General features: G+C 75.0%; 24 protein-coding genes. 6 read left to right on the top strand and 18 right to left on the bottom strand.

Translation table 11 applies throughout. From position 1 onward, the window contains the following. Positions 1-125 precede the first annotated feature (125 nt). Entirely contained in the window at positions 126-1,580 is a 1,455-nt protein-coding gene (locus ADK60_RS22105; protein ID WP_053648349.1) for a pyridoxal phosphate-dependent decarboxylase family protein, read from the top strand. 141 nt (positions 1,581-1,721) lie between these two features. On the opposite strand, the gene ADK60_RS22100 is transcribed toward ADK60_RS22105, so the two are convergent. The 10 genes from ADK60_RS22100 to ADK60_RS22055 all read right to left on the bottom strand — a co-directional run bounded on the left by ADK60_RS22100 (position 1,722) and on the right by ADK60_RS22055 (position 14,409). Further along, complete coding sequence (locus tag ADK60_RS22100; RefSeq protein WP_053648346.1) at positions 1,722-2,519, bottom strand: inositol monophosphatase family protein; 798 nt, start codon at positions 2,517-2,519, stop codon at positions 1,722-1,724. A gap of 144 nt (positions 2,520-2,663) precedes the next feature. Further along, entirely contained in the window at positions 2,664-3,899 is a 1,236-nt protein-coding gene (locus ADK60_RS22095) for a type III PLP-dependent enzyme (protein WP_053648324.1), read from the bottom strand. After that, positions 3,896-5,692 carry an IucA/IucC family protein gene (locus ADK60_RS22090; protein WP_079008599.1) on the bottom strand — a complete coding sequence of 599 codons (1,797 nt, stop codon included), beginning with the start codon at positions 5,690-5,692 and terminating at the stop codon, positions 3,896-3,898. The genes ADK60_RS22095 and ADK60_RS22090 overlap by 4 nt, the downstream gene beginning before the upstream one ends. Further along, complete coding sequence (locus tag ADK60_RS22085) at positions 5,689-6,990, bottom strand: MFS transporter (protein WP_234371205.1); 1,302 nt, start codon at positions 6,988-6,990, stop codon at positions 5,689-5,691. Before ADK60_RS22085 ends, ADK60_RS22090 begins: the two co-directional genes overlap by 4 nt. Then, complete coding sequence (locus ADK60_RS22080) at positions 6,987-8,858, bottom strand: IucA/IucC family protein (protein WP_053648321.1); 1,872 nt, start codon at positions 8,856-8,858, stop codon at positions 6,987-6,989. Before ADK60_RS22080 ends, ADK60_RS22085 begins: the two co-directional genes overlap by 4 nt. Then, positions 8,855-10,087, bottom strand: coding sequence for an ATP-grasp domain-containing protein (locus tag ADK60_RS22075; RefSeq protein ID WP_053648320.1), 1,233 nt, complete (start codon positions 10,085-10,087; stop codon positions 8,855-8,857). The genes ADK60_RS22080 and ADK60_RS22075 overlap by 4 nt, the downstream gene beginning before the upstream one ends. 205 nt (positions 10,088-10,292) lie before the next feature. Next, positions 10,293-11,312, bottom strand: coding sequence for an ABC transporter substrate-binding protein (locus ADK60_RS22070; protein ID WP_053648318.1), 1,020 nt, complete (start codon positions 11,310-11,312; stop codon positions 10,293-10,295). 105 nt (positions 11,313-11,417) lie between these two features. Then, complete coding sequence (locus ADK60_RS22065) at positions 11,418-12,329, bottom strand: ABC transporter ATP-binding protein (RefSeq protein WP_079008598.1); 912 nt, start codon at positions 12,327-12,329, stop codon at positions 11,418-11,420. Next, positions 12,329-13,387: a FecCD family ABC transporter permease gene (locus ADK60_RS22060; protein WP_053648316.1), complete on the bottom strand. Its 1,059-nt coding sequence runs from the start codon at positions 13,385-13,387 to the stop codon at positions 12,329-12,331. The genes ADK60_RS22065 and ADK60_RS22060 overlap by 1 nt, the downstream gene beginning before the upstream one ends. Further along, positions 13,384-14,409, bottom strand: a complete 1,026-nt coding sequence (locus ADK60_RS22055; RefSeq protein WP_053648340.1) for a FecCD family ABC transporter permease — start codon at positions 14,407-14,409, stop codon at positions 13,384-13,386. Before ADK60_RS22055 ends, ADK60_RS22060 begins: the two co-directional genes overlap by 4 nt. Before the next feature lie 180 nt (positions 14,410-14,589). Between ADK60_RS22055 and ADK60_RS22050 the strand changes: the two genes are divergently transcribed. Continuing rightward, positions 14,590-15,444: a (2Fe-2S)-binding protein gene (locus tag ADK60_RS22050; RefSeq protein WP_234371204.1), complete on the top strand. Its 855-nt coding sequence runs from the start codon at positions 14,590-14,592 to the stop codon at positions 15,442-15,444. 57 nt (positions 15,445-15,501) lie between these two features. After that, on the top strand, positions 15,502-15,903 hold the full coding sequence (locus tag ADK60_RS22045) for a VOC family protein (protein ID WP_053648312.1): 402 nt from the start codon (positions 15,502-15,504) through the stop codon (positions 15,901-15,903). A gap of 114 nt (positions 15,904-16,017) precedes the next feature. On the opposite strand, the gene ADK60_RS22040 is transcribed toward ADK60_RS22045, so the two are convergent. From ADK60_RS22040 to ADK60_RS22005, 8 genes are all read right to left on the bottom strand, one after another. After that, positions 16,018-16,731 carry a bleomycin resistance protein gene (locus ADK60_RS22040; RefSeq protein ID WP_053648311.1) on the bottom strand — a complete coding sequence of 238 codons (714 nt, stop codon included), beginning with the start codon at positions 16,729-16,731 and terminating at the stop codon, positions 16,018-16,020. 217 nt (positions 16,732-16,948) lie between these two features. Next, complete coding sequence (locus ADK60_RS22035) at positions 16,949-17,548, bottom strand: GNAT family N-acetyltransferase (RefSeq protein WP_053648337.1); 600 nt, start codon at positions 17,546-17,548, stop codon at positions 16,949-16,951. A gap of 138 nt (positions 17,549-17,686) precedes the next feature. Beyond that, on the bottom strand, positions 17,687-18,139 hold the full coding sequence (locus ADK60_RS22030) for a hypothetical protein (RefSeq protein ID WP_053648308.1): 453 nt from the start codon (positions 18,137-18,139) through the stop codon (positions 17,687-17,689). Between the two features lie 50 nt (positions 18,140-18,189). Next, positions 18,190-18,579: a hypothetical protein gene (locus tag ADK60_RS22025; protein WP_045938026.1), complete on the bottom strand. Its 390-nt coding sequence runs from the start codon at positions 18,577-18,579 to the stop codon at positions 18,190-18,192. After that, on the bottom strand, positions 18,576-20,135 hold the full coding sequence (locus ADK60_RS22020) for a hypothetical protein (RefSeq protein ID WP_053648306.1): 1,560 nt from the start codon (positions 20,133-20,135) through the stop codon (positions 18,576-18,578). The genes ADK60_RS22025 and ADK60_RS22020 overlap by 4 nt, the downstream gene beginning before the upstream one ends. Then, positions 20,132-20,512, bottom strand: coding sequence for a type VII secretion target (locus ADK60_RS22015; protein ID WP_079008597.1), 381 nt, complete (start codon positions 20,510-20,512; stop codon positions 20,132-20,134). Before ADK60_RS22015 ends, ADK60_RS22020 begins: the two co-directional genes overlap by 4 nt. 274 nt (positions 20,513-20,786) lie before the next feature. Beyond that, a complete protein-coding gene (locus tag ADK60_RS22010; protein WP_079008596.1) occupies positions 20,787-21,851 on the bottom strand; it encodes an ABC transporter substrate-binding protein in 1,065 nt (354 codons plus the stop codon). Positions 21,852-21,931: 80 nt separating this feature from the next. Then, a complete protein-coding gene (locus ADK60_RS22005; protein WP_234325806.1) occupies positions 21,932-22,708 on the bottom strand; it encodes a MerR family transcriptional regulator in 777 nt (258 codons plus the stop codon). A gap of 180 nt (positions 22,709-22,888) precedes the next feature. Here ADK60_RS22005 and ADK60_RS22000 point away from each other — a divergent pair, with 180 nt between their 5' ends. From ADK60_RS22000 to ADK60_RS21990, 3 genes are read left to right on the top strand one after another with little or no spacing between them, the layout of a single operon-like run. Further along, positions 22,889-24,613, top strand: coding sequence for a flavin-containing monooxygenase (locus ADK60_RS22000; RefSeq protein ID WP_079008595.1), 1,725 nt, complete (start codon positions 22,889-22,891; stop codon positions 24,611-24,613). Then, positions 24,610-25,617: an alpha/beta fold hydrolase gene (locus ADK60_RS21995; protein ID WP_053648300.1), complete on the top strand. Its 1,008-nt coding sequence runs from the start codon at positions 24,610-24,612 to the stop codon at positions 25,615-25,617. Before ADK60_RS22000 ends, ADK60_RS21995 begins: the two co-directional genes overlap by 4 nt. Continuing rightward, the gene (locus tag ADK60_RS21990) at positions 25,614-26,507 is read left to right on the top strand and encodes an SDR family oxidoreductase (protein ID WP_045938019.1); all 894 of its coding nucleotides are present in this window, start codon (positions 25,614-25,616) and stop codon (positions 26,505-26,507) included. The genes ADK60_RS21995 and ADK60_RS21990 overlap by 4 nt, the downstream gene beginning before the upstream one ends. Positions 26,508-26,516 lie beyond the last annotated feature (9 nt).

Raw genomic sequence — 26,516 nt, 5'->3', positions numbered from 1 at the left:
GGGCCGGGGCGGGCGCCGGGGCCGGGGACGGCCGCGGGGCGTCCTGGCCGGACCCGGCCGAGGGCGCCGACGCACCCCTCGACGCCCTCTCCGGCGGCGTCGGCGGACCCGCCGCGCTCGGCCCGCTGCTCGCCACCGTCCTCGACGCGCTGGAGACCGGCGCCACCCGGCGCGGCGGCCCGCTGCCGCCCGGCCGCCCCGGCGACCTCGCCGCCCTGGTCGACCGGGCGCTCGCCGCCGCCGAGGGCCCCGACGCCCTCGCCCGCCTCACCGAACTGCTCGCCCACGGCGCCGCCGACCCCGCCGACCCGTTCTGCGCCGCCCATCTGCACTGCCCGCCGCTCGCCGTGGCCGCGGCCGCCGACCTCGCCGTCAGCGCCCTCAACCCCTCCCAGGACTCCTGGGACCAGGCCCCCGCGGCGACGGCGCTGGAGACCGCGCTGCTCGCCGAACTCGCCGCCCTGGTCGGCTACGACCCCGCCCGGGCCGCCGGCGTGGTCACCTCCGGCGGCACCGAGTCCAACCTCATGGGCCTGATGCTCGCCCGCGACCAGAAGCTCGACGGCATCGTCGAACTCGACGGGCTCCTCGGGCTGCCCGCCGGCGTCCGGCCCCGGATCTTCGCCTCCCGGGCCGCGCACTTCTCGGTCCAGCGGGCGGCCGCCCTGCTCGGCCTCGGCGAACGCGCCGTCGTCCCGGTCGACGTCGACCGCGAGCTGAGGATGGACCCGGTGGCGCTCGAACGCGCCCTGGCCGAGGCGAGTTGGGCCGGACACACCCCCGTCGCGGTGGTCGCCACCGCCGGCACCACCGACACCGGCGCCGTCGACCCGCTGCCCGCCGTCGCCGACCTCGCCGCCCGCTACGACGCCTGGCTGCACGTCGACGCCGCGTACGGCGGCGGCGCCCTGCTCTCCGACCGGCTCGCCCCCCTGCTCGCCGGCATCGAACGCGCCGACTCCGTCTCGCTGGACTGGCACAAGCTCGGCTGGCAACCGGCCGCCGCCGGCGTCTTCCTGGTGCGCCACGCCGAGACCTATGTCTCGCTCGCCCGCCGGGCCGTCTACCTCAACCCGGCCGACGACGAACAGGCGGGCTACCCGAGCCTGTTGGGCCTCTCGCTGCGCACCACCCGGCGGCCCGACGCCTTCAAGCTCGCCGTCACCCTGCGTACCCTCGGCCGCGCCGGGCTCGGCCGGCTCGTCGACGCCTGCCACGACCTCGCGCGCTCCGCCGCCGACGCCGTCCGGGCCGAACCGGAGCTGGAACTGCACGCCGAACCCGTGCTGACCGCCCTGCTGTTCCGCTACCGCCCGGCCGGTCCGGACTCCCCGCGGGCGGCCGCCGATCCGGCCGCCGACCCGGCCGCGCTCGACCGGGTCAACGCCGAGCTGCGGCGCGAACTGCTGCGCGGCGGACGGGCCGTGGTCGGCCGGACCGAACTGCCCGGCGAGGGCCCCGGCCGGGTCCGGCTCAAACTGACCCTGCTCAACCCGCACACCACGCCGGCCGAGGTGGCCGCCCTGATCGGCGAGATCGTCCGCGCCGGCCGCGAGACCTGGCGCTGGGTCGGCCGGTAGGGCGGGTGGTGGGCCAGGCCGGTCCACCCCCACCCTGACCTCCGGATCACCGGACCCGCTCCGGGTCCTCCACGGCGCGAACCACGGCGCGAACCACGACAGGAACCACGACAGGAACCACGCCGCGCTCCTCGGCGCGGCCTACGGCGCGAACAGGATCTCGCGGCACCGCTCCCAGGTGGCCGGGTCGGCGGCGACGAGCAGGCCGTCCTCGCCGCCCGGGGCCTCGGGGCGGTAGGGGGTGCCGTCGAGGCGGGCGGCGCGGCCGCCGGACTCGGCCACCAGGAGGGAGCCGGGGGCGTGGTCCCAGGGGAGGGTGCGCCAGTAGAGGATGAAGTCGGTGGCGCCCTCGGCGATGTCGGGGTACTCGATGCCGGCGGCGTGGCGGCCGGCGGTGAGTCCGCCGAAGGCGTCGGCGTTGGCCTCGATCAGACGGCGGCGGGAGGGGTCCAGGAACCGGCTCTTCACCGAGCCGCGCCAGGCGGCCGGATCGGTGCCGGCGGGTGTGCGGGTCAGCCGGCGGCCGTCGCGCCAGGCGCCGGAGCCGAGTTCGGCGGTGTAGGTGGTGGCGGTGGCCGGCTGCCGGATCCAGGCGGCGACGGTCCGGCCGTCGCGCACCAGGGAGACCATCACCGCGTAGTCGGGGCGGCCGGCGACGAAGTTGGCGGTGCCGTCGACCGGGTCGACGAGCCAGACGGCGGGTTCGGCGTGCAGGGCCCGGGCGAGCGCGGGGTCGGCGGCCACCGCCTCCTCGCCGACCACCGGGACGGGCAGCAGCTCGCGCAGCCGCCGCGCGATGATCAGCTCGGCCTCGCGGTCGGCGACGGTGACCACCTCGCCGGGGGCCTTCTCCATCACCTCGCCGGAGGCCAGCGCCCGGAACCGGGGCTCCACCGCCTCGGCCGAGGCCTCGGCGATGATCTCCGCCACCTTCTCCATCAGCACGTGCCCGCTCCCTTCGCTGCTACCACCTTCGCACGTCAGTGCGGTTCCGGTGGGCGGTGGGCAGGGCCGACGGCCGACGGATTCCGGAATCTGTTGCCCGGGCTCTGAGGTCCGTCGGCCGTCCTGAGCGGTGGTCCCTCAGCGGTCCTCCGTCGGGCCGTCCAGGTAGTGGAAGCCCGGGCGGGGGTGCATCAGGAACTCGTGGTGCGAGATGTTCCAGGCGTACGCCCCGGCCAGGTCGAAGAGCACCCGGTCGCCCGTGCGGAGGCGGGCGGCGGCAGGCGCGGCCTGGGCGAGCACGTCCTTCGGGGTGCAGAGCTGGCCGGTCAGGGTGGCCCGGCCGGTGGTCACGGCGGGCCGCTCCCACGGGTGGGGCCAGTCCTCGACCGGCAGGGTGCCGAACGGCTGGCTGTGGCCCCGGGTGGCCGGGGTCCGCAGGTGGTGGGTGCCGCCGCGGACGACCGCGAAGTCCTCGCCGTGGCTGCGCTTCACGTCCAGCACCTCGGTCGCGTACCAGCCGCAGTACGCGGTGAGCGCCCGGCCGGGCTCGATCCGCAGGACCAGGCCGGGGTGGCGGTCCAGCAGCTTCCCGAGGCCCTCGCCGAACGCGGTCCAGTCGAACCGGGCGTCCGGGTCGGCGTAGTCGACGGCCATGCCGCCGCCCACGTTGACCTCGTCCAGCGCGAAGGCGTGCCGCTCGGCCAAACGGGTGGACCAGCCGACGATCTGCTCCGCCAGCGCCAGCTGCTCGGAGGCCGCCAGCCCGCTCGCCAGATGGGCGTGCACACCGCGCAGCCGCAGCTGCCGCCGGACCGGGCCCAGCGGGCCGACCGGCTCGGTGAGCAGGCGGACCGCCGCCTCGGCGCGGTCCGGGTCCAGTCCGAACGGGGTCGGGCGCCCACCCATCGCCAGCGCGACGGAGTCCAGGGCGCCCGCCCCGACCGGCAGGTTCACCCGCAGCAGCACGTCCACGGTCGCGTCCGGCCGGTCGGCCAGCACGGCGGCGAGCCGGTACAGCTCCTGCTCGCTCTCGACGTGCCAGCGGTGCACACCGGCGTCCACGGCGGCGGCGATCTCGGAGGGTGTCTTGCCGGGCCCGCCGAAGGCCAGCGGGGCGTCCGGGACGGCCGCCCGCACATGCGCCAACTCGCCGCCGCTGGACACCTCGTAGCCGTCCACGGCCTCGCGCAGCGCGGCCAGCACCGGGGCCTCGGGATTGGCCTTGGCCGCGTAGTACAGCTCGACCCGCTCCGGCAGGGCGGCCCGGACGGCGGCGGCGTGCGTCCGCAGGGCCGCCAAGTCATAGACATAGGCCGGGAGTTGTTCCGGTTCCAGCTCCGCGACCTGGTGGCGGACGGCGTCGGTGGCGGTCATCGGGTCCTTCCGGCGGTGACGGGCGGGGCCTGGACGGGCTGCGGAATCCGGGCGGTGGGCGGGGCCGGCGGTGCGGGCGGTACGGGTGCGGCGGACGCGGCGCCGGTGCGGGCGGCGCCGGTGTGGGCGGCCTCGGCCAGCACGGAGCGGGCCAGCGGCGAGGCCATCCGGACGTACCCGGCCGCGCGGTCGGCCTTGCGCTCCCAGCGGGTGAGCAGGTTGGCCTTGCCGGGCAGCGGCACGCCGGCGAGCAGCGCGCGCAGCCGGGGCGGGCAGCCGTGCTCCGCCGCGTACTCCTCCAGGACGCGGCGGACCGCCTCCCAGAGCGCGCCCTCCGCCGCCGGGTGGAGGTCGGCGACGGCGGCGAGCAGTTCGGCCACGTGGTTGACCAGCAGGCAGTAGACCACCCGGTCCCAGCCCCGCTCGGCGTCGTAGGCCATCGGCCCGGCGACCTCGGGCGGGAGTGCGGCGAGCAGTTCGGCGTGCCGCTCGGGGACGAGCTTCGTCCCCTCCAGGTCGCGGAAGAGCACCTGGGCCGGACGGCCGGAGGCGTCCACGCCGATCAGGACGTTCTGCAGATGCGGTTCGAGCACCACGCCGTGGTCGAAGAAGGCGGCCAGCACCGGCGGGAGCAGCAGGCGCAGATAGGCCGTCCACCAGTCGAGCGCGCGGGCCGGGTCGGCCGGGTCGGACAGCAGCCGGGAGATGTGCGCCGAACTGGTCGGGTACTCGTCGGCGACGGCGGCGGCCAGCAGCGGGGTGACGCCGGGGCGCAGCGAACCCCCGAGGCCCTCGCGGACGATCAGGCCGAAGCCCTCGTACAGGGCCCGGTCGGGCCGGCCGTCGGCGCCGGGGAGGGCGAGCGTGCGGAACGCCGGCTCGCGCAGCACGGCGGCGTCCGGGAACCGCTCGGCCAGGTCGGCCAGCACCGGGGCGAGCAGCCGGGTGAGGGTGACCGCGCCGGTCAGCTCGTAGGCGGCGTTCTTGCGCAGGCAGTTGGTGATCCGCACATTGAGGCTGAACTTGAGGAACGCGCCCGCGCCGTACAGGGTCCGCACCGAGGCGGTGGCCGCGAACGGGGTGCCGCCGGGGCCGAGGTCGACGATGTCGCCGCTCTCCAGCGCCCCGCGCAACAGCGGGTGGTCGCCGATGAGTTCGTACTGCCAGGGGTGGGCGGGCAGCAGCCGGTAGCCGTCCGGGACGGCGGCCAGCCCGTCGAGCAGGGCGGTCGCGGCCGGGTCGGCGGAGGACTCGGCGATCAGCTCCTGCCGGACGGCGAGGTGGCGCAGCGGGAATTCGGCGCGGGCCTCGGGGGCGTAGTCGCGCCAGTCGCCGTGTTCGGCGGAGCGGGACTTGGGCGCGGGGTGGAACCGGTGCCCGAACAGCAGGGCCTGCTCGGACTCCAGGTAGCGGTTGGGGCCGGGCTCGGGGCGGCCGGCCAGGGCGGTCGAGACCGCCGTGTGGCTGGAGGCGAGCTGGCCGAGGAACTCCTCGTTGACCGTGCCGGTGCGCAGCTCCAGTTCGCCCTGGACCTGGCGGGCGAGCTCGCGCCAGTCCAACTCGCGCCAGCCGCCCTGGTGTTCCTCCTCCACCGGCCCGGTGAAGCGGTGCGCGCCGATCAGCGAGGTGCGGCGCAGGGCCACCCGGAGCAGGGTGCCGCGCCGGGGGAGGCGGATCAGCAGACGGCCGTCGGTGACGGCGGTCTGGTGTTCGGGTGCGGACACCTCGCGCAGCAGGCAGTTGAGCAGGGTATGGACCACGGCATGGTCGGCGGTGGGCAGTTGGTGCGTCATGAGCGACTCCAACGCTGGCGGGATCGGGAGGAGAGTGCGGTGGCCGCGACGGCGGCCAGGAGTGCGGCGGCGGTGCCGACCAGCACGGGGGAGGTGGCGCCGAACCGGCCGTTGACCAGCGCGGCGACGGCGCCGGCGGCCACGGCGCCGCCCTTGGAGACGAATTCGAGCGAGCCGAAGAGTCGCCCGGGGGCCCGGCCGCGGCAGGCCTCGGCGGCGAGCACCGAGAGGCAGACCAGCCCGAGGGTGAGTCCGGCGCCGAGCAGCAGCCGGACGGCGACGAAGGCCGGCAGGGAGTCGGCCGCGGCGTGTCCGGCGAGGCCGAGCGCGACGAAGCCGAAGCCGAGCGCGATGCCGGTGTGCGGGCGGTGCAGGAAGACGGTGTGGGTGCGGGCCGCGAACGCCAGGTAGCACAGGTGGGGCAGGGCGAACAGCACGCCGGTGGTGGTGCCGGAGACCCCGGGGAGGCGTTCCTCGGCCAGGGCTATCAGATAGGGGAAGGAGATGATCGTGGCGAAGACGAAGGCGAACTCCAGGCCGTAGAGGACGCGCAGGGGCGTGCGGCCCGGCGGCTCGTCGGCGGGGGCGCTCGTCGGGGTGGCCGCGGTCGCGCTGCCGGGGTCGGGGTCGGAGGCGGGGTCGGAGGCGGCCCCGGTCCCGTCCGTTGCCGTTGCCGTTGCCGTCGCCCCGGGTCGGCCCGGCTCCGGCAGCATGGAGAGGAACACCGCCGCGGTCAGCGGCAGTACGGCCATCAGCAGGTACTGCCGGTGCGGGTCGATCCACGGTGACAGCAGGCCGACCAGGATCGGCGCCGCCACCAGTGCGGCCCGCGCGCTGCCCTGCATCAGGGTGAGCGCCCGGGACAGCCGGGCGCCGTCCAGGGCGGCGGCGAGGTAGCCGTTGGTCGCGGCGAAGGTGCCGCCGAGGAAGCCCTGGAGCACCAGCGCGAGGGTGAACGCGGGCAGCGAGTCGGCGGCCCCGGCCAGCAGGAAGGAGACGGCGAGGCCGAGTTGGGCGCGCAGCAGCAGTCGCTTGCGGCCGTACCGGTCGGCGAGCCGCCCCCACAGCGGGGCGCCGAGGGCGCTGAACACGGTGGGCACGATGTACAGCACGCCCGCCCAGCGTCCCTGCTGGTCGCCGAGTCCGGGCAGGATCGCGGTCAGGTAGGGCGGCAGGCCGAGGGCGGCGAAGGAGGCGACGAAGTAGCAGGCGGCGACGGCGTGCACCTGGCGCCGGCCGAGTCCGCCCGGTGCGGCGGTGTCGCGTTCGGACTGCCGGGGCAGCGCGTCGACGGTCACTGCGCCGGTCCCGGCTCGATGGTGGAACGCTGCTGCGGCAGCAGGTAGTTCGGGCCGTCGGTGTAGTGCTTGTTGATGTCGGCGGCGCCCGAGCGCTGCTTGCTGAGCAGGGTGCCGGCGGTGACCATCGCCTTGACCGGGAGCCGCTCGGCGTCGAGCAGGGCGGCGCGCAGCGGTTCGGCGGCCGGTCCGGTCCGCTCGACCGCCTCGGTCAGCCGCTTGCGCAGCAGGGCGAGCAGGTCGTCGAGTCCGGCCCGGCCGTGGGCGGCGAGGCCGAAAGCGAGCGAGCCGGTGCACAGGTGGCCGGTGATGGTGGTGAAGAGGTCGGTGAGCCGCCGGTCGTCGTCGCCGAAGATCCGGGCGTCGTCGAACTCCTCGGGTGCGGGGGAGAGTTCGCCGAGGGAGGCGGTCATGCGTCCGCTGTGGACGCGCGGACCGTCGTCGTCCTTGTAGAGCAGGCGCAGGCCGCCGTCCTGGTCGAGCACGAGGGAGGTGTTCTGCTGGTGGGACTCCAGGGCGACGCCGTGGCCGAACAGCGTGGTCTGCCAGTCGAGCAGCAGCTCCAGCAGGGCGTCGTAGAGGGCGACCGGGTCGCCGCCGTGGAACCGGTCGGCGAGCCGGTCGACGACCAGGCGCCCGCCGGTGGGCGCCTGGGCCGCATCCGCAGCCGAATCGGCAGCCGCAGCCGCAGCCGGAGCCGGAGCCGGGACCGATGCCGGGGCCGACGCCGGTTCCGGGGCCGGGGCGAGCAGCGCGGCGAGCGGGACGGTCACGGACCGCTCCAGCCCCTCCGGGTAGCGGCGCAGCAGCACCGCCAGCAGCTCGTGCCCGGCGTGTGCCCAGGTCTGCTCGTCGGCGTGCAGGATCCGCCCGGCGAACCGGGGTTCGCGCGCCAGCACGGCCTCGACCAGCCGCTGTCCGGCGGCGCCGTCGACCAGCGTGCCGGGCTTGATGGTGCGGCGGTTGAGCCGGCCGAGGGTGGCGGTGGCGAGCGGCAGCTTCAGGTGGTGGACCGGGTCCTCGGCGACCGCGACCGTCCGCATCGAGAGGGTCGGGACGACGGTCAGGTAGGGGCGCTCGGCGAGCACGGCGCGGTCGTCCAGCCCGGTGGCGCGCAGCGCCTCGTCCAGGGCCGGGCCGACGGTCAGCGGGTGCACCGGCAGGGTCTCCCAGGCGGTGTCGCCGCCGGGCAGGTCGAGGCCGAGCCAGCTCGGGGTGGGCCACCAGCGCGGCAGCGGTCGGTCGCCGTGCCGGGTGAGCGTGCCGGTCGGCAGGGCGAGCCAGCGCAGTTCGAAGGCGGGGTGGAACTCCGGTGCGTGGGAGCGGAGTTCGCGCTCGTCGAGGCCGGAGCGGCCGCGCGCCGTCGGGTAGACCGGGTGGTCCAGGAAGGCGGCCAGGGTGTCGTGCCCGAGCGCGGCGGCGGGGCCGGTCCAGTGGGCCGGGTCGGCGCCGTAGAGGTCGGTGAGCGCGGTGTGCACCTCGGCGCGCACCCGCTCGTGCAGCTCCATGGTGGCGAGGGTCTGGCGGCACTCCTCGGCGAACGCGGCCCAGCCGGGCCGGTCCTCGGCGTCGGCGTGGGCGGCCAGCGCCGCCATCGCGGCGTCCAGCTCCTCGATCCGGCGGCCGTCGACCTCGACCAGCGGCAGGCGCGCGGCGTACTCGCTCTGGAAGCCCTCGGCGGCGACGGGGACGGCGATGCCGTGCTCGGCGGCCACCAGCCAGGCGCCGTCGGGCCGGTGCTCGACCGTGCCGCGGGTGCGCAGTCCGAGCACGTCCTCGCGGACCAGGGTGGAGAGGACCCGGAGGGTGAGCACACCGGCGGTGCTGCTGGCGGTGGCGGCGGCGGAAGGCGTGGTCGCGGCGCTCACGGGGTGATCTCCCAGCGGTTGGCGGCCACGAACCGGGCCACGGCGGCGTCGACGGCGGCCTGCTCGGGGCCGATCGCCCAGATCACGCCCAGGTAGTCCCGGTTGGTGCGGTAGTGCTCGTGCCGTTCGCCGACCGGGCGCAGCGGCCGGTAGGCGAGCCGGACTCCGTCGACGTCCTCGTCGTACGGCCCGGGGGCGGCGGTGAGGGTCCCGGCCCGGTCGGCGCAGACCACCTCGTTGCGGGCGCGCAGCCGGGTGGCGGCGCAGCGTTCGCCGAGGTCGGCGGGGAGTTCGAGGCCGAGGTGGGCGGCGAGGATGTGCTCGAACAGCGGGACGCCGAGGATCTCGGCGAGCATGAGGTCGCACTGGTCGCCGATGGCGCGGTAGTTGACCTCGATGATCCGGGCCCGGCCGTCCGGCTGGACGACGAACTCGGTGTGGCAGGCGCCGAGTCCGACCCCGAGCGCGTCCAGCTGGGCCAGCACCTGCGCGACCACGGCCGACGGGTGCGCGGGGACGAACTCCAGCACCTCCTCGACGAAGTCCGGCGGCGGGGAGAGTCTGGTCCGGAACCCGCCGAGGACGTGCCGGCGGTGGCCGTCGCCCAGCGTCTCCAGGGTGCACAACTGCCCGTCCAGGAACTCCTCGACGACGAGGGCGGCGCCGGGGCGCCGGCCTTGGATCTCCTTGGCGCGCCGGACCAGTTCCTCGATGTCGGCGACCAGTGAGACGTCCTCGCTGGCGACGCCCTCGCGCGGCTTGACCACGACGGGGAAGGGGAGGTCCGCCGCGCGCAGCGCGGACGGGTCCTGCTCCGGGGCGAGTTCGACCGAGCGGACGGCGTCGAGGCCGGCGGCGGCCAGGTGGCGGCGGAGCTGGCCCTTGTTCTTGGCCCGCAGGGTGGCCTTCCAGTCCTTGGCCGGCAGGCCGAAGTACTCGGCGGTGAGCGCGGTCTGGGTCTGCAGGTGGTCGCTGTTGCTGAAGACGGCGAACGGCGCGTCGGCGGTGCCGGAGGCCCGCAGGCGGGAGATCAGCCCGATCACCTCGCGGAAGTCCCGGACCTCGCACTCGGTCACCTCCGGCGCGGACTCCGTTCCGGCGTAGGCACGTCGGTGGGCGTCGGCGTGGTCGGTGAGGACGGTGACGGCGAGCCCGAGGCGGGCGGCGGCCGGGAGGAATCCGTCGGTCACCGAGTCGGTCGGGTTGTGGGCGAGCAGGTAGAGGCGCATGGCAGGGCGGGTCCTCTCCGTGTGGGGCGGGCGAGCGGGCGAGGGCAGGCGTGAGGGAGTGCGGGCCGGCTCGGGTGAGGGTGAGGGCGTGCGTAGCTGGCGTACGTGACGGCACGAGGGGCGGGCGGGGACGGGGCGGGCCGAGGGGCGGCCTCCGGCCGTCCCCCCTGCCGCCCCTCGCCGCCCGCCCGTCCGGGCGCGGGGCCTACTTGGGGGCGTCGACGCCCGCGGCCTTGGCGATGTCCACCAGCATGGCGTCGGCGGCCTGGACACCGATGCCCGACATCCAGGTCTCGTCCGGCACGTTGAACACCTTGTTGTCCTTGACGGCGTTCAGGCCCTTCCAGACCGGCGTGTCCTGGACCTCGCTCTGCTTGGTCTTGGACGGGTCGTCGGCGACGGTGACGAAGACCAGGTCGGCGTCGGCCTGGTTGATCTGCTCGGCGCTGACCTCCAGGATGTTCTGGTCCACGTCCTGGGAGACCGGGCGGGTCAGGCCGACGTCCTTCAGCACGACGCCGCTGTAGGAGGCCTTGCCGTAGAGGCGCGTCGGGCCCGCCACGAACCGGACCACCGAGGCGTTCGGCATGGTGCCGCCGTTCTTCGCCTTGATCGCCTCGCCGAGCTTGGCGGCGCGGGCCTCGTAGTCGGCGAGGGCCTTCGCGGCCTCCGCCTCCTTGCCGAGGGCCTGCGCGTAGAGGGCGAGGTTGGCCTTCCACGGGAAGCCGGTGGTCTCGGCGAGCACGGTCGGGGCGATCGCGTTGAGCTTGTCGTAGACCTTGGCGTGCCGGACCTTCGAGGAGAGGATCAGGTCGGGCTTCAGGGAGGCGATCAGCTCCAGGTTCGGCTCGTTCATCGGGCCGACGTCCTTGGCGTCCTTGATCTTGTCCTTGAGGTAGTTCGGGAAGCCGCCCTCGGTCTTCATGTGCGGGGAGACCGCGCCGACCGGGGTGATGCCGAGCAGGGTGACGTCGTCCAGCTCGCCGCTGTCCAGGACCACCACGCGCTTGGGCTGGGCCTTGATCTCGGCCGCGCCGGCCGCGTGGGTGACGGTGCGCGGGAAGACGGCGGCCGCACCGGCGGCGGCCGAGGCGTCGCCGGCCGGCTTGGCGGTGTCGGCGGCCTTGCTGTCGCCGTTGCTGCCGCAGGCGGCGAGCAGGGTGGTGGAGAGGGCGACGGCGAGGACGGCGACGGGCAGTCTGCGGGCGCGGACGGAGCGGTTCATGAAGGGTTCCTTGTCTCGGTTTCGGGGCAGGGCGGGGTGCCGGAACGACCCGCGAAGGGCGGGCGCGGCCGGAAGCAGGGGGAGCGGGGCTCGGGGAGGGGGGTCTCAGCCCTCCGGGGCGGCCGGGACAGCCGGGGCAGCAGGGGCAGCCGTTGCGGCGGCCCGTCCCGACCTGGCCCTGGGCACGACCAGCGGCGTGCCGGTCTCCGGGTCGGGCACGACCTGGCAGGCCACCTGGAAGACGCTCTCCACCAGTTCGGCGGTGAGGACGTCCCCCGGCGCCCCGGCGGCCGCGAGCCGGCCGTCCTTGAGGACGACCAGGTGGTCGGCGTACCGGGCGGCCTGGCCGAGGTCGTGCAGCACCATGACGACCGTCCGTCCGGCCTGCGCGTGCAGGTCGGAGACCAGGTCGAGGACGTCGAGCTGGTGCCGCAGGTCGAGGAAGGTGGTCGGCTCGTCGAGCAGCAGCAGGTCGGTGTCCTGGGCCAGCGCGAGCGCGATCCAGGCCCGCTGCCGCTGGCCGCCGGAGAGCCGGTCCACGTGCTGGTCGCGCAGCTCGGCCATGCCGGTGCGGGTGAGCGCGTCCTCGACCGCGGCCTGGTCGGCCTTGGACCACGGGGTGAGCATCCGCTGGTGCGGGAACCGGCCCAGCCGGACCAGCGCCTCGACGGTGACGGCCTCGGGGGTGACGGGCTGCTGGGGCAGCAGGCCCATCCGCTTGGCGAGCGACCTGGCCGGCATCCGGTGGATGTCGGAGCCGTCCAGGGTGACGGTGCCGGCGGCCGGGTCCAGCAGCCGGACGAGGCCGCGCAGCAGCGTGGACTTGCCGCAGGCGTTGGGGCCGACGATGGCGGTGACGGCGTTTCCGGGCAGTTCGAGGTCGAGCCCGTCCACGACGGTCCGGTTGCCGTAGCGCAGGCCGAGGCCGTGGGCGGCGAGGCGGTTCGTCGACCGGTCGGCACCCGCGGTGGGCGAGCCGGTGGCGGCCTCGGCCGCGGTGGTCACGTCGAGGGTCATCAGCTGGTCCTCTGGGGAAGCCGGCCCTGGCGGATCATCAGCACCAGGAGCCAGGGCGCGCCGAGCGTGGCGGTGACGGCACCGACCGGCAGGCCGTGGACGGGGATCACATGGAGCACGAGGAGGTCGGAGGCGAGCAGCAGCAGGGAGCCGGTGAGGGCGGTGAGGCCGAGCGTGCCGAGGGTGGGCGGTCCGGCGAGCAGCCGGACCAGGTGCGGCACGGCGAGTGCGACGAACGCGACCGGCCCGGTGAGCGCCGCGGCGAGGGAGGCCAGGGCGATGGTGAGCAGGAGCAGCAGGACGCGGTCGCGCTGCGGGTTGAGCCCGAGCCCGCCGGCCGAGTCGTCGCCGAGGTCGAGCACGGCCACCCGGCGCTGGCTGAGCACCACGGCGACGGTGGTCAGCGCGATGGCGGAACCGCCGATCCAGACCTCGTCCCAGTTCCGGCCGTAGAGGGAGCCGGTGGTCCACTGCATCGCGGAGGCGGCCAGCTCGGCCGGGAACCGCACGATCATCAGATTGACGGCGGCGGCGAGGCCCTGCTGGACCGCGAGCCCGACCAGGACCAGCCGGGTGACCGCCATCCGGGAGCGCCAGGCGAAGCCGCCGAGCAGCAGCGCGGCCAGCAGCCCGCCGCCCAGCGCGGCCAGCGGGACGAGCTCCTGCGAGGCGCCGGTGGCGAGCATCAGGACCGCGCCGAAGGACGCGCCGCCGGTGACACCGATGGTGTCGGGCGAGGCGAGCGGGTTGCGGAACAGGCGCTGGAGCATCGAGCCGGACACCGCCAGCCCGGCGCCCGCGATCAGCGCGGAGACCACGCGCGGGGCGCGGAACTCCTGGACCACCAGGACGTTCCCGGAGTCGCCGGACCCGGCCAGCGCGCTCAGCGCCTCCCAGATCGTCATCCTGACCTGTCCGGTGCCGAGCGCGACCCCGGTGAGCAGGACGAGCAGGACGGCGGCGACCAGCGACCAGACGGCGGTCCGGGCGCGGCGACGGGCGGCGGAGGTGCCGGCGCCGGGGGCGGCGGGGGTCCTGGTGAGGACCGGGGCGCTCATCGGGCCACCTTGCGGGCCAGCACGGCGAGCAGCGGCGCGCCGAGGAACGCCGTCACGATGCCGACCTCCAGTTCGGAGGGGCGGGCCACCATCCGGCCGAGCACATCGGCGGTGAGCAGCAGCACCGGACCGGCGATCAGGCAGCCGGGCAGCAGCAGCCGGTGGTCGTTGCCGAGGAACGGCCGGACCAGGTGCGGGGCGGCCAGTCCGATGAACGCGACCGGGCCGGCGACGGCCACGGCGGACCCGGCGAGCAGGACGACGGCCAGGCCGCCGACCACCCGGATCCGGGCCACCGGCACGCCGAGCGACTGGGCGCTCTCGTCGCCGAGTGCCAGCGCGTTCAGCGAGGGTGCGACGGCGAAGGAGGCGATCAGGCCGAGCGCCAGGAACGGCAGCACCGGCACCAGGGTGTCCAGGTGCCGCCCGGCGACCGACCCGGCCAGCCAGAACCGCGCCTCGTCCAGGGTGCGGTGACTGGCCAGCATCAGCGCGGAGGTCCACGAGGTGAGCACCACCGTGAGCACGGTGCCGCCGAGGGCGAGCCGGACCGGGTCGAGGTCCCCGCCGTGGCGCGACATCGCGTAGGCGGCCACGGCCGCCACCGCCGCTCCGGCGAAGGCGAACCACACGTACTCGATCGGGCGGGTCAGCTCGAAGGTGTAGATCGCGGCGACCACGGCGAAGCTCGCGCCGGCGTTGATGCCGAGGGTGATCGGCGAGGCGAGCGGGTTGCGGGTGACGCCCTGGGCGACCGCCCCGGCGACACCGAGCGCGGCCCCGACCGCGAGGCCGATGAGCGTCCGCGGCACCCGGAGGCCGGTCACCACGTCTGCGTCGCCGCCGTGCTCACCACCGGTCAGGGCGCCGACGACGGTGCCCAGCGGGATCGTGCGGGAGCCGAGCGCGAGGCTCAGCGCGGCGCACAGCGCCAGCAGGCCGAGCCCGGCGACCAGAACCAGGGGGAGCCGGGCCGCTGAGCGGACTCTCGGGGCCGGGGCCGGTGGAGACGGCGGATCGATAGTGAGCACGGGGGGAGATATTAGGTTAGGTATGCCTAAGTGAGTCAAGTCCTGGCCGGATTGGTACGTACCGGGCGGGTCGGAGCGGCGATCTGCGGGGCGGCGATCGGCGGGGTGGCGCGAACCGGCCGGTGAGTGCCTATAAGGTGAGGCTCACCTAACACGATCTCGGGAGTGCCGGTGATCTTCTCGGGTCAGCCCCTGCCTGCCGCCGTACCCGTCGCACCACGTCCCGCGAATCCGCTGGACACAGACTACCGGCTGCTGCTCGACCTCTGCCCGGTGCTCCGGGTGCGACTGCTCGCGGCCGACGAGCCCGCCCCGGCCCGTGCGCTCGGCTGGTACTCCGCAGCCGATCTGGCGACCGATCCGGCCGCGCTGGCCGCAGCACTCGCCGGCGAGGCCGCGCGGATCGCCCCGGTCGCCGCCGGGCACGGCACCGCGCCGCGCCCGCACGTCGCCGCCTCCCGGCTGCTGCACCACTACCTCTGGTCGGTCTGCGTGCTGATCGCCGGCCCCTGGCGGCTGGGGGGTCGCGTCCCGTCGATCGACGGCGCGAACCTGTGGTTCCACGCCCCCACGGGTGATTTCGCGCTGCGCCCGTACGCCCATGTCAGCCTCCCCGGCGAGGACGAGCTCAGGGCCGAGCTGCGCGCCGCCGTCGTCGCCCATGTGGAGCCGCTGCTGGCCGCGTTCGCCGCCCCCACCCGGCGCGGCACCCGGGCGCTGTGGGGCATGGTCACCGACGACCTCGCCTCGGCGATCTGGTACCTGGGCAAGCGGCTCGACGAGTCGGCCGGCTCGGCGGTCCCGGCCGAGGAGGACGCCGCCGTCACCGCCGCGACGGCCGTGCTCCCGGGGCACACCGACCCGCTCCTCGGCGCCGCGGACTTCCGCGTCCTGTGCGGGGAGGACGGCCGCACCCACCACACCCGGACCCGCCTCGGCTGCTGCCTCTACTACGCGATCGAGCCCGGCGGGGCCTGCGTGACCTGTCCCCGGACGGGGGACGGGGAGCGCCTGCAGCGGCTCTGACGGCGCGCCGACGGGCCGCCGACGGGCCGGCGGGGCGCCTCGGTAGGCTCGCCGGTCGTGATCGACTCCACCACCCACGTCCGCGTCGCGAGGCCCTCCCGGGACCTCGCGGCGGCCGAGCGCTTCTACGTCGACGGCCTCGGCCTGGCCGTCCTGTGGCGCACCACCGAGCACGTCCCCGGCGAGCACGACCTCCTCATGGTCGGCCCGCCCGGCGGCGGTTGGCACTTCGAGCTGACCCACGACCCCGAGCGGCCGGTCGAACCGGCCCCCACCGTCGACGACCTCTTCGTGGTCTACCTCGGGGCGCCGGTGGACGAGGCACTGGTCCGGCGCCTGGAGGCCGCCGGCGGTACCCGGGTGCCCTCGCACAACCCCTACTGGGACGAACACGGTGTCACGGTGGCCGATCCGGACGGCTACCGCCTGGTGCTGTGCACCCGCGTCTGGGCGTCCTGAGCGGCGACGCCGCGACGCGACGACGCGGCGGGATGACGGCCAACGGACCGCAGATGGGGAATCTGCCATCTGTTGGCTGTCGTCCGTCATCCGTCGCACGTCGTCCGTTGTGCGTCAGCCCCGGACCAGGAGGCCGGCGAGGCGCCCGAGCTCGTCCCGGACGGACTCCCGCTCCTCGGCGGTGAGCTCCTCGGCGATCGACTCCGCCCTCCGGGTGAAGACCTCGGCGCTGGCACCGTCCGCCAGGCGGTGCGCCAGGTCGGCCCGCAACGCCAGGATGCGGACCAGCAGGACCGGGGCGGGCGGCCCGTCCGGCGACTCCAGGGCCCGGTCCAGCACCCGGGCGGCCGCCGCCGGGTCCTCCTTGGAGTCGGCGAACAGCGCGGCGTGGTGCAGCGCCTTCGCGAACGGCTCCTCGGAGGACGGCCGGTGGTGCCGGTCGGCACGGATCGGCTGACCGATCCGCAGGCAGTTGCCGCCGGGATCGGTCAGCACGAACTCCCGCACACCGTGCGGGGTGTCGCCGACCGCGCCCAGCCGGGGCAGGCCCTGGGTCGGCACCCGCCCGTAGGCGGACCGCAGGCCCTCCTGGAACGCGGCGTGCAGCGCGTCCACGTCGTCGGTGCGGACCAGACAGGTGCCGTGGCCGGCGCCCGGGTCGTACTGCTGCATGCCGAGGAAGTGGAGCTGGATGCCGCCGCGTTGGACGACGGCGTAGGGCTCGGGGTTTCGCTGATGGACAGTCACTTCGAAGCCGAGTGCGGTGTAGAAATCGAGCACCGGCGGGAGAGTTTGACAGGGCAGGATCGGAACCGTCGATTCGACCATGCTCGCTGACTTTACCCCTGGTTGACCGTGAAACGGACGCTTCCGCTCAGATGTCGGCCACGGGCTGCCGGGCCCGCGCTCCGGGGCTCGTCCAGCGGGCCCGTGCGGCGGTGGCGGGCCCCATGGAGCTGACGGTGCGTCGGGCCCGCCAGCGTCCGGGCGGCCAACTGTGGTGGTCCGAGGAGGAATTGACTGTATGTCTACCGCGTGGGGACGGCTACCTCACGGCGGCGGTCGCGCCGGCGGGCTCGGGTGCCTCGGGTGCGGACCGGCGGCGGGCCTCCCATTCCCGGCGGAGCAGGCCGAACAGCAGGCGGTCGTAGCGGGCGCCGGCGAGCAGGACGGCGTCCCGGCGGCGCCCCTCCTCCTGGAAGCCGAGCCGGGTGAAGGCCCGGGCCGCCCGGGTGTTGCCGCTCCAGGTGTCCAGCTCCAGCCGGTGCAGCGGGAACATGCCGAACAGGTGGTCCACCAGCAGGCCGAGGGCCTCCGTGCCGTAGCCGTGGTCCCAGAACTCCCGTTCGCCGATGAAGATCCCGACCTCGGCGACGCCTTCGTACGGGTCGACGCCCCGGTAGTCGACCATGCCGATCGGGCGGCCGCCGGCCTTCTCCTCGACGGTGAGGATGCCGCTCTCGCGCGGGTCGAGGCGCAGGATCCGGGCGAAGCGGTCCGCCAGGGCCTCGGCGGTGGTCGGGCCGAAGCGCGGGTCGCCGGCCGCCGCCAGCCGCACCACCTCGGGGTCGTTGCGCCAGCGGAGCTGGTGTTCCGCGTCCTCGGCGCGCAGGGCGCGCAGTCGTACTGCCGTTCCTTCGATCATGATCGGATGGTAGGCCCGGTGCGGCGCTCCCGGCACCCGCATTCCGGGCCGCAAGGGGCCACCGTCTCCGCCCGGCGCCCACCGACCACCGCCCAGCGCCCACCGCCCACCGACCACCGACCCGGCCCGCGCGGGCCGTCAGCCGACGGTGACCCGGACCTCCTTGCTGGCCAGCGTCCGGCAGGAGGCCGGGTTCTGCGCCTCCTTGCAGCTCGCGAAGTCGACATACCGCCAAGTGAGCGTGGTGCTCCCGACGGCGGTGGCGGTCCAGCTCTGGCGGACGGTGTGGCCGCAGCCGGCGGTCTTCGGCGGGCAGGTGCTCTGCTTGCTGTCGGCGTCCCGGCGCAGCAGGGCGGTGTCGCCCTCGTCGAGGAGCCGCCAGCCGTGCGGCAGCGGCGCGACCCGTACGTCCATGCCGACCGTCCGGCCGACGGCGAGGTGCACGTCGCTCGGCTCGAAGGCGGGCTGCTTGCCGCCGGCCACCGCCTCCGCGTCGAGATCGGCGGGCAGGGCCAGCAGGGCGGCGGGGGGTTCACCGCCGGAGCCGCCGGAGCCGCCCGGGCCGCTGGACGAGCACCCGGTCAGGGCCACCAGCCCAACGGCGAGGACTGCGGCTACGGCAGCAGGGACCGTCCGACCCTTCATGCCGCACCCCCCGCCCGCGCGTCCCGGCGCAGTTCGAGCAGCGCGGCGACCTCGGCCAGCCAGCGCGCGAACAGGTGCTCGCGCCCCACGTCCGCCCCGGTCGCCGCCGCGGCCTGCAGCCAGGTGCGGACGAGCGCCGTGCCGGACTCGCCGATCACCGGCTCGGGCAGCGCGAGCGCGGCCGCGAAGCCGCCGGTCCGCACGTGCCGGGCCAGGAAGCCCAGGGGGTACGGGCCGATGCCCGCCGCCTCGGCGCGGTGCGCGGCGGCGATGGCCGCCTCGGTGAACAGGGCCTGGCGCGGCCCGCCGGCCAGCAGCAGGCCGCGGGTGACGGCGGCGGGCACGTCGAGGTCCGCCAGTTCGGCATCGGACCGGACGGTGGTCATTTCGGCAGCTCCAGGGCGGTCGACTGGTTGAGCGGGTGGTCGCCGGGGGTGAGTCCGCCGAGCTGGCTGTTGATGAACTGCTCCTCCGTCACCCAGGAGGTGAAGCCCCACGGATTGTAGATCTGGAGCTTGTCGCCGTCCCGGCCGATGATCATCATCTGGTGGCCGGAGTCCTCGTTGCGCACGGTGATCGGCACCGGCAGGCCCTCGTCGACGGACTTCTCGATCCGGGTCACCGCGTTGCGCCGGTCCTCGTCGCTCTTCAGCTCGACGTGTTCGTAGTCGGCGCCGGTCGCCCGGCCGAGGTCCTTGTCGGCGAGGTAGGTCTGGGCCGTGGCGCCGAGCCCGGCGTCCACCTGCGGGTAGACCTTCTTGTTGCCGTCGGCCCGCTGGCCGTCCCTGTACTCGCCGAGGTAGGCGTCCTGGAGGCGCTGCCCGAAGTTCTCCGGCGAGTCGGCGCCGGGGGTGTCGGGTGTGCCGCCGGTGGTCAGCTGGAACATCAGCAGCGGGTCCAGCTTGGCCTGCGCGATGACGGTGGAGGCGGCGACGCAGTCGCTCACGTTGCGCTGCGAGTAGACGCCGTAGCCGTCGATGCTGACCGGTTGGCCCTGGTAGGTGACGTCGAGGTTGTCGGAGGACTCGCGCCGGGTGTCGTCGGTGGACGTGGCCGGTACGAGGTGCTGGGCCAGCCAGGCGGGGTCGTCGCCGTGCGGGTGGATCTGCGCGTCGAACCGCTGGATGTCCGCCACCGGGTGCCCGGCCGCCAGCGCCTTCCACAGGTAGGCGGACTCCTCGGGGGACTTGGCGCCGGAGAGCAGCGCGCGGAACGCGGCCTGGTCGGCGCCGGTCATCACCCCGAGCACCTGGTTCGCCCGGTCGAGCTGGTTGGGGGTGAGGATGTAGTCGCCGTCCTCGCCCGCGCCGGGGTTCTTCTCGGTGGCCAGCACCACCGCTGCCAGCGGGTCGATCGAACCGTCACCGGCCCGCGCCGCGCGCGCCTTGGCGGCGAGCTGGTTGAGCTTGCCGGCGGTGCCGGTGCCGCAGCTCTCGGCCCGCCGCGCGGCCGCGAGCCGGGTGCCGACGCCGGCCAGTGCCGTCTCCCGGGCGCCCTGGTCGAAGCCGCCCGGGTCGTGCCGGGCGCGTTCGCCGGCGTCGTGCAGCTGCTGGCGGCCCTGGGCGTCGGTGGACTTCGCCCACTGCAGGTCGTTGGCCCAGGCGTCGAGCACCTTGGCGGCCTCGGCGAGGGTGTCCTTGGAGGTCGTGGTCTCCGCCGACATCGCGTGCACCGCCTGGGTCGCGTGCTCGGCGACCGAGCCCGTCCACACCGAGGGCAGCTGGTTGGCCGCCACCCCGGACAGGTCGGTGGTGGCCTTGGCGAAGGAGGCCGCCGCCTTCGCGTAGTCCTGCGCCCGGGCGCGGACCGCCGCCGGGTCGCCGACCGGCTCCGGGACGGCGAGCGCCTCCTCGATGCCCTGCAGCAGGTGCAGATTGGGCAGCATGAACGTGAACTGCTCGATGCTGTGCCGCGCGTGCTCCAGATCCTTGACCTTGCTCACCGGCCGCCGCCGGCGGGCACCAGGCCGGAGGTGACGGCGTGCTCGGTGTTGCGGTAGTTCGCCGTGGTGGTGGCCATCTTCTGGGACAGCTCCTCCAGCGCGCGCTGGGTCACGCCGATCTCCTTCGACCAGGCGGTATCGAAGGAGGACCAGGCCCGGTCCACGCCGAACTCGCCGAAGGCGGTGGACGCGTAGCAGACCGAGCCCGCGTACGCGGTCCTGGCCTCGGCGATGTCGGTCGCCGTCCGGCCCAGCTGCTCGGCGACGCCGTTCAGGCCGCCCACATTGACGTGGTAGCCGTCCGGGCCGGCCGATCCGCCCGGCCCGGAGCCGTTGACGGTGCCGCCGGCGGCGCCGGGCACTGTTCCGTCGCTCATGTTCGTCGTTCCCCCCGTGCTGCGGGCCGTCCGCCGGCCCGGGTCGGTCGGCGCCGCGCCGTGGTGGTCCGCGCGGCAGCCGAGCGGAGAGCCTAACGCCTGCCGTCGGCCGGGGGCGGCGGGTGTCCGGCCTCCCGCCCCGGCCCCGCGATTTCTTCACGCGGGGCGCGCGCGGGCTCCGCTTCGGGCCGCCCGTCCTTGGCACGTTCTTGGGTTTCGGCGGGCGCGGCCGGGGTGTTCGCGGGGCCGGGGCGTCCGCGGGGCCGGGTACGGGTCAGCCGACGAGGTCGCGCCGCATCCGGTCGAGGATCAGGCCCGCGCCGGTGTAACCGATGCCGAGCATCCAGAGGTTGTCGTCGACCTGGTGGACCCTGCCGTTGCGCACGGCGTCGAGGCCGTTCCACAGTGTGCCGCCGACGATCCTGGCGTGGTCGGACTTCGCCGGGTCGCCGTAGACCGAGTAGAAGATGACGTCGGCCGCGGCCTGGTCGACCTGCTCGGGGCTGATCTCCAGCGCGAAGCCGGACTTGTTCTGGTTGGCCGGGCGGCCGAGGCCGAGGTCGGTGAGGATCGAGCCGACGAAGGTGTCGTTGAGGTACAGGCGGGTCGGCGCCCCGGCGAGGAAGCGGGCCATCTCGACCTTGAGCGCCGCTGCCTTCTCCGGACCGCCGAGTGCCGAGACCAGCTCGGCGGCCTTCGCCCGGTACGCCTGCTCGGCGGCCGCCGCCTCCGCCTGGCGCCCGAGCGCCTCGGCGTGCAGCCGGACGTTCTCCTTCCAGGCCGGGCCGGTGGTTCTGCTCAGCACCGTCGGCGCGATCTTGGACAGCTCGTCGTAGCGCTTGTCGTCGCGGACCTGGTTGCCGAGGATGAGGTCGGGGTGCAGCCCGGCGATCACCTCCAGCTGGGGCGAGCCGATGACGCCCACGGCCTTGACGCCGGTGAGGCGTTCGGCGGGCAGGTAGGCGGAGAACGGCGCGCCGGCGGCGACGGTGGTGGCGCCGACCGGGGTGAGGCCCAGGGTGACGGCGGAGTCGAGGGCGTCGGTGTCCAGGACGACGACCCGGCCGGCCCGCGGTGGGACGGTGCTCTCGCCGCGCGCGTGCCGCACCACGCGGGGCGTTCCGGTCGTTCCGGTCGTGCCCGTAGTGCCCGTAGTGCCTGTAGTGCCGCCGACCGTACCCGTCGTGCTCGACCCGTCGGACCCGCAGGCGGTGAGCGCTGCTCCTGCGGCCAGCCCGGCGGCCAGCGCGAACAGCCCGCGCCGGCTCGGGGCGAGACGCGCGGGGGCGCGGCGGACAGGGGCGGGGAGCGAACGGCGGTGGGCGGGGGTGTCGGGCATCGGGCGACTCCGTTCGGGCGGCAGGCGGCGAGGCGGCTGATCCCTGCCCGGTGGCACGGATCGTTACGCCTGCCCGACCGTCAGTCGCCCTCCCGGTGCTCCAGGCGCTGCCGCAGCAGCTCGTCGTACTCGGCGTGCACCCGGCGGTCCATCGCCAGGGCGAACTGGGCGTCGGTGACCGTACGGGCGAGCGGGCGGATCCGCAGGATCTGCTCCGTCAGCCGGGCGGCCTCGCCGGGCGGCAGCGGGGTCTCGGCGGACAGTGCGCCGAGCACGTGCTCGCGCACCAGGGCGGTGAAGATCTCGGCTATCGCCGTCACGTGCTCCTGGGTCCGCCGACTCGCCGCCAGGACCACCGACAGCGGTACGCCCTCCGCCACCAGCGCCGTGGTGGCGTCCATCAGGCGGCGGCTGACGTGGGTGATCCCGTCCTCCTCGACGGTGATGAAGCCCTGGTCGATGGACTCGGCGGTGTTCTCCTCGGTGAGCTGGTCGCCGAAGGCCGCCTTCAGCTCGTCCCAGTCGAGATGGACCGCCGTCTCGTCGGACCAGGGCGCGACGAGCGCAGCCTCCAGGCCGATGAGATCGGCGACGTCCCGCCCGCTCTCGCCGGCGCCGATCAGTTCGGCGATGCCGCCGAGGGTGTGGCCGCGCTCCAGCAGCTCGGCGATCATCCGCAGCCGGGACAGGTGGGCCTCCCCGTACCAGGCGATCCGTCCCTCCTTGCGGGGCGGCTGGAGCAGCTTCCGCTCGCGGTAGAAGCGCAGGGTGCGGGTGGTGATCCCGGCCGCTTCGGCCAGCTCCTCCACCCGGAACTCGCGGTGTCTGTCCTCGGGGGCAGCTTCGACCTTGTCCACGGCGCTCAGCATAGGACCGACGCTTGTCCGATCGGAGCGGTCGGGCTTCTTCCATCAAGTGTCAACAAGGGCTACCCTGCCAACCGTGCCAGTGATTGCTGGCACGGTTGGCGTGATCCGCGCCGCGCCGAGCAGCGGCGACGTGCGCCCCACGGTCCCCCACCCCCAGGAGGACGCCGCATGGCATCCAGCACCAAGCGCCCCCGCCCCCGAGCCTCCGGGGCGACCACCCAGGACCGGTCGCGCACCGCGCCCGAGGCCGTGGAGCCGGAAGCTGTCGAGCCGGAAGCCGTTGAGCCCGAGGCTGTGGAGTCGGAAGCCGTCGAGTCGGAAGCGGTGGAGCCGGAAGCGGTCCCGCACGTCCGGGTCGCCGTCATCGGCTCCGGCTTCGGCGGCCTCGGCGCCGGCGTCCGGCTGCGCCGCGCGGGCATCACCGACTTCGTCGTCCTGGAGCGCGCCGACTCGGTCGGCGGCACCTGGCGCGACAACAGCTACCCCGGCTGCGCCTGCGACGTCCCCTCGCACCTCTACTCCTTCTCCTTCGCCCCCAACCCGGACTGGCCGCGCAGCTTCTCCGGCCAGCCGGACATCCGCGCCTACCTGGAGAAGGTCGCCGACGTCTTCGGCCTCCGCCCCCACCTGCGCTTCAACACCGAGGTCACCGAGGCCCGTTGGGACGTCGAGCGGACCCGTTGGCAGATCACCACGACGGCCGGCCGCTGGACCGCCGACGCCGTCGTGGCCGCCGCCGGACCGCTCGCGGACCCGCAGATCCCCGACCTGCCGGGCCTGGACTCCTTCCCCGGCAAGGTGTTCCACTCCTCCCGCTGGGACCACGACTTCCCGCTCGCGGGCAAGCGCGTGGCGATGGTCGGCACCGGGGCCTCCGCCGCCCAGATCGTCCCGGCGATCCAGCCGCAGGTGGGGAAGCTGACGGTCTTCCAGCGGACCCCGGCCTGGGTCCTGCCGCGCCGGGACCGGGCGATCACCGAGCTGGAGAAGCGGCTGCACGGCCGCTTCCCGATCACCGCGAAGGCCCGCCGGGGCACCCTGTTCGCCCTGCGCGAGCTCCAGGTGGACGCGTTCGTCCGGCGGCCCGGCCTGCTCAAGCTGGTCCAGCGCCTCGCCGAACGCCATCTCGCCGACGGCGTCGCCGACCCGGCCCTGCGGGCGAAACTCACCCCGGACTACCGGATCGGCTGCAAGCGGATCCTGCTCAGCAACACCTATTACCCGGCGCTCGCCGCCGCCAACACCGAGGTGGTCCCCGCCGGGCTGCGCGAGGTGCGCGGCTCGACCCTGGTCGCCGCCGACGGCAGCGAGCACGAGGTGGACGCGATCGTCTTCGGCACCGGCTTCCACGTCACCGACATGCCGATGGGCTCCCGGGTGTTCGGGGCCGACGGCACGAGCTTCGCCGAGAAGTGGAAGGAGGGCATGGAGGCCCTGCGCGGGTCCACCGTGCACGGCTTCCCGAACTTCTTCTTCGTCATCGGCCCCAACACCGGGCTCGGCAACAGCTCGATGATCCTGATGATCGAGTCCCAGCTCAACTACCTGATCGACGCGCTGACCAGGCTCGACGAGATCGGCGCGACCGCGATGCAGCCCACCGCCCGGGCGCAGCGGCGCTGGAACCTCGAACTCCAGCACCGGATGGACCGCACGGTCTGGAGCACCGGCGGCTGCCGTAGCTGGTACCTGGACAAGAGCGGCAAGAACACGGTGCTCTGGCCCGGTTCGACCACCTCGTTCCGCCGCGCCACCCGCAAGGTGGACCTCACCGAGTACGAGCTGATCCTCCGCCAGGACGACCGGGCCGCGCCGTCCGCATCGTCCGCACTGTCAGCGCCGCCGTCCGAGCCGTCCGCGGCCGCCACCGGGACCGAGGAGGTCATGGCATGAGCCGCCGTCCGATCCCCGCCGACTGTCTCCAGCCGGTACCCGCCGAGGAGTTGGCCGTCCGCTCGGCCGACGGCACCCGGCTGCACATCGAGGTCCACGGACAGCCGGGGGCGCCCACCGTCGTCCTCGCGCACGGCTGGACCTGCACGACCCACTTCTGGGCGCCGGTGATCCACCGGCTCGCCGACCGGTACCGGGTGGTGGTCTACGACCAGCGGGGCCACGGCCGGAGCGAGATCCCGTCGAGCCGGGCCCGCTACTCCACCCGCGCGCTGGCCGAGGACCTCGCCGCCGTGCTCACCCGGGTGGTCCCGGAGGGCGAGCGGGCGGTCCTGGCCGGGCACAGCATGGGCGGCATGACCGTCATGGCGGGTTCCGCCCGCCCCGAGGTCGCCGAACGGACGGCGGCCGCCGTCCTGATCTCCACCGGGCCGTCCGACCTGCTCGCCGAGGTGCGGATCGTCCCGGACGCGGTGCGCCCGCCCGGGCTGCGCCGCTTCCTGCACCGGCAGGTGCTGCGCTCCCGGCTGCCGCTCGGGCCGGTCGGTCCGGTCAGCCGGGCCGGACTCAAGTACGCGATCATGGGCGCGGACGCGCCCGCCGAGCGCACCGAGGTGGCCGTCCGGATGGCGCACGCCTGCCCGACCGGGGTCCGCGCCAACTGGGCGCGGGTGCTGGACCGGCTGGACGTCCGCCCCGGGCTGGCCCGCCTCGCCGCGCCGACGGCCGTCGTGGTCGGCGCCGAGGACCGGCTCACCCCGCCGGTGCACGCGCACCGCATGGTGGCGGCGCTCGCCGACCCGCAGGGGCTGCTCCTGCTGCCCGGGGTCGGCCACATGGCGCCGCTCGAGCGGCCGGCCGAGGTCGCCGCCGAGATCGACCGGATGGCGACCGCCCACCTCCCGGCCCGCCGCGCAGCCGCCGACTCCGCCGACTCCGTCGCCACCACCGGTACCGACCTGCCGGCCGCCACCGTCGACCCCGAGAGGACCGCCGTCGCATGACCGCCACCCCACCGCTCTCCGCCCAGGTCGCCGTCGTCACCGGAGCCGCACGCGGTGTCGGCGCCGCCCTGGCCCGCAACCTCGCCCGGCGCGGCGCCAAGGTCGCGCTGGTCGGCCTGGAGCCGGAGGAGCTGAAGGCCGTCGCCGCACAGTGCGGCCCGGACGCCACCGCCTGGGAGGCCGATGTCACCGACGTCGAGGCGCTCACCGGGCTCGCCGAGCGGATCAAGGCGCACTACGGCCGGATCGACACCGTCGTCGCCAACGCCGGCATCGCCCTGGGCGGTCCGCTGCTGGACAGCGACCACCGGGCGTTCAGCCGGGTGATCGAGGTCAACCTGCTCGGCAGCGTGGCCACCGCCCGGGCCTTCCTGCCCGCCCTCGCCGAGAGCCGCGGCTACCTCCTGCAGATCGCCTCGCTGGCCGCGCTGACCCCGGCGCCGCTGATGAGCGCGTACTGCGCGAGCAAGTCCGGGGTCGAGGCGTTCGCCCACGCGATCCGGGCCGAGGTCGCCCACCAGGGCGTCAAGGTGGGTGTCGGGTACCTGAGCTGGACCGACACCGACATGGTGCGCGGGGCCGACGAGGACGCCGTGCTCAAGCAGATGCGCTCCCGGCTGCCGTGGCCGGCCAACAAGACCTATCCGCTGGAACCGGCGGTGGACCGCCTGGCCGCCGGGATCGCCCGGCGCTCCGCCCATGTCTACGCCCAGGCGTGGCTGCGCGGGATGCAGCCGGTCCGCTGGGTCCTGCCGTCGCTGATCGCCGCCGTCGGGTCGCGCGACGTGGCCAGGCTGGCGCCCCAGCTCGCCGCCACCGCCGCCTCCCGCCTCCGCCCGGTCGGCGCCGGCGGCGCGGCCGACACCGCCGCCCGGTCCGACCAGGACTGACGGCCGGGC

It is taken from the genome of Streptomyces sp. XY431, assembly GCF_001279805.1.
GTDB lineage: Bacteria > Actinomycetota > Actinomycetes > Streptomycetales > Streptomycetaceae > Kitasatospora > Kitasatospora purpeofusca.
Note: the sequence above shows the minus strand (reverse complement) of the source record. Positions and strands in the feature narration are given on the sequence as shown.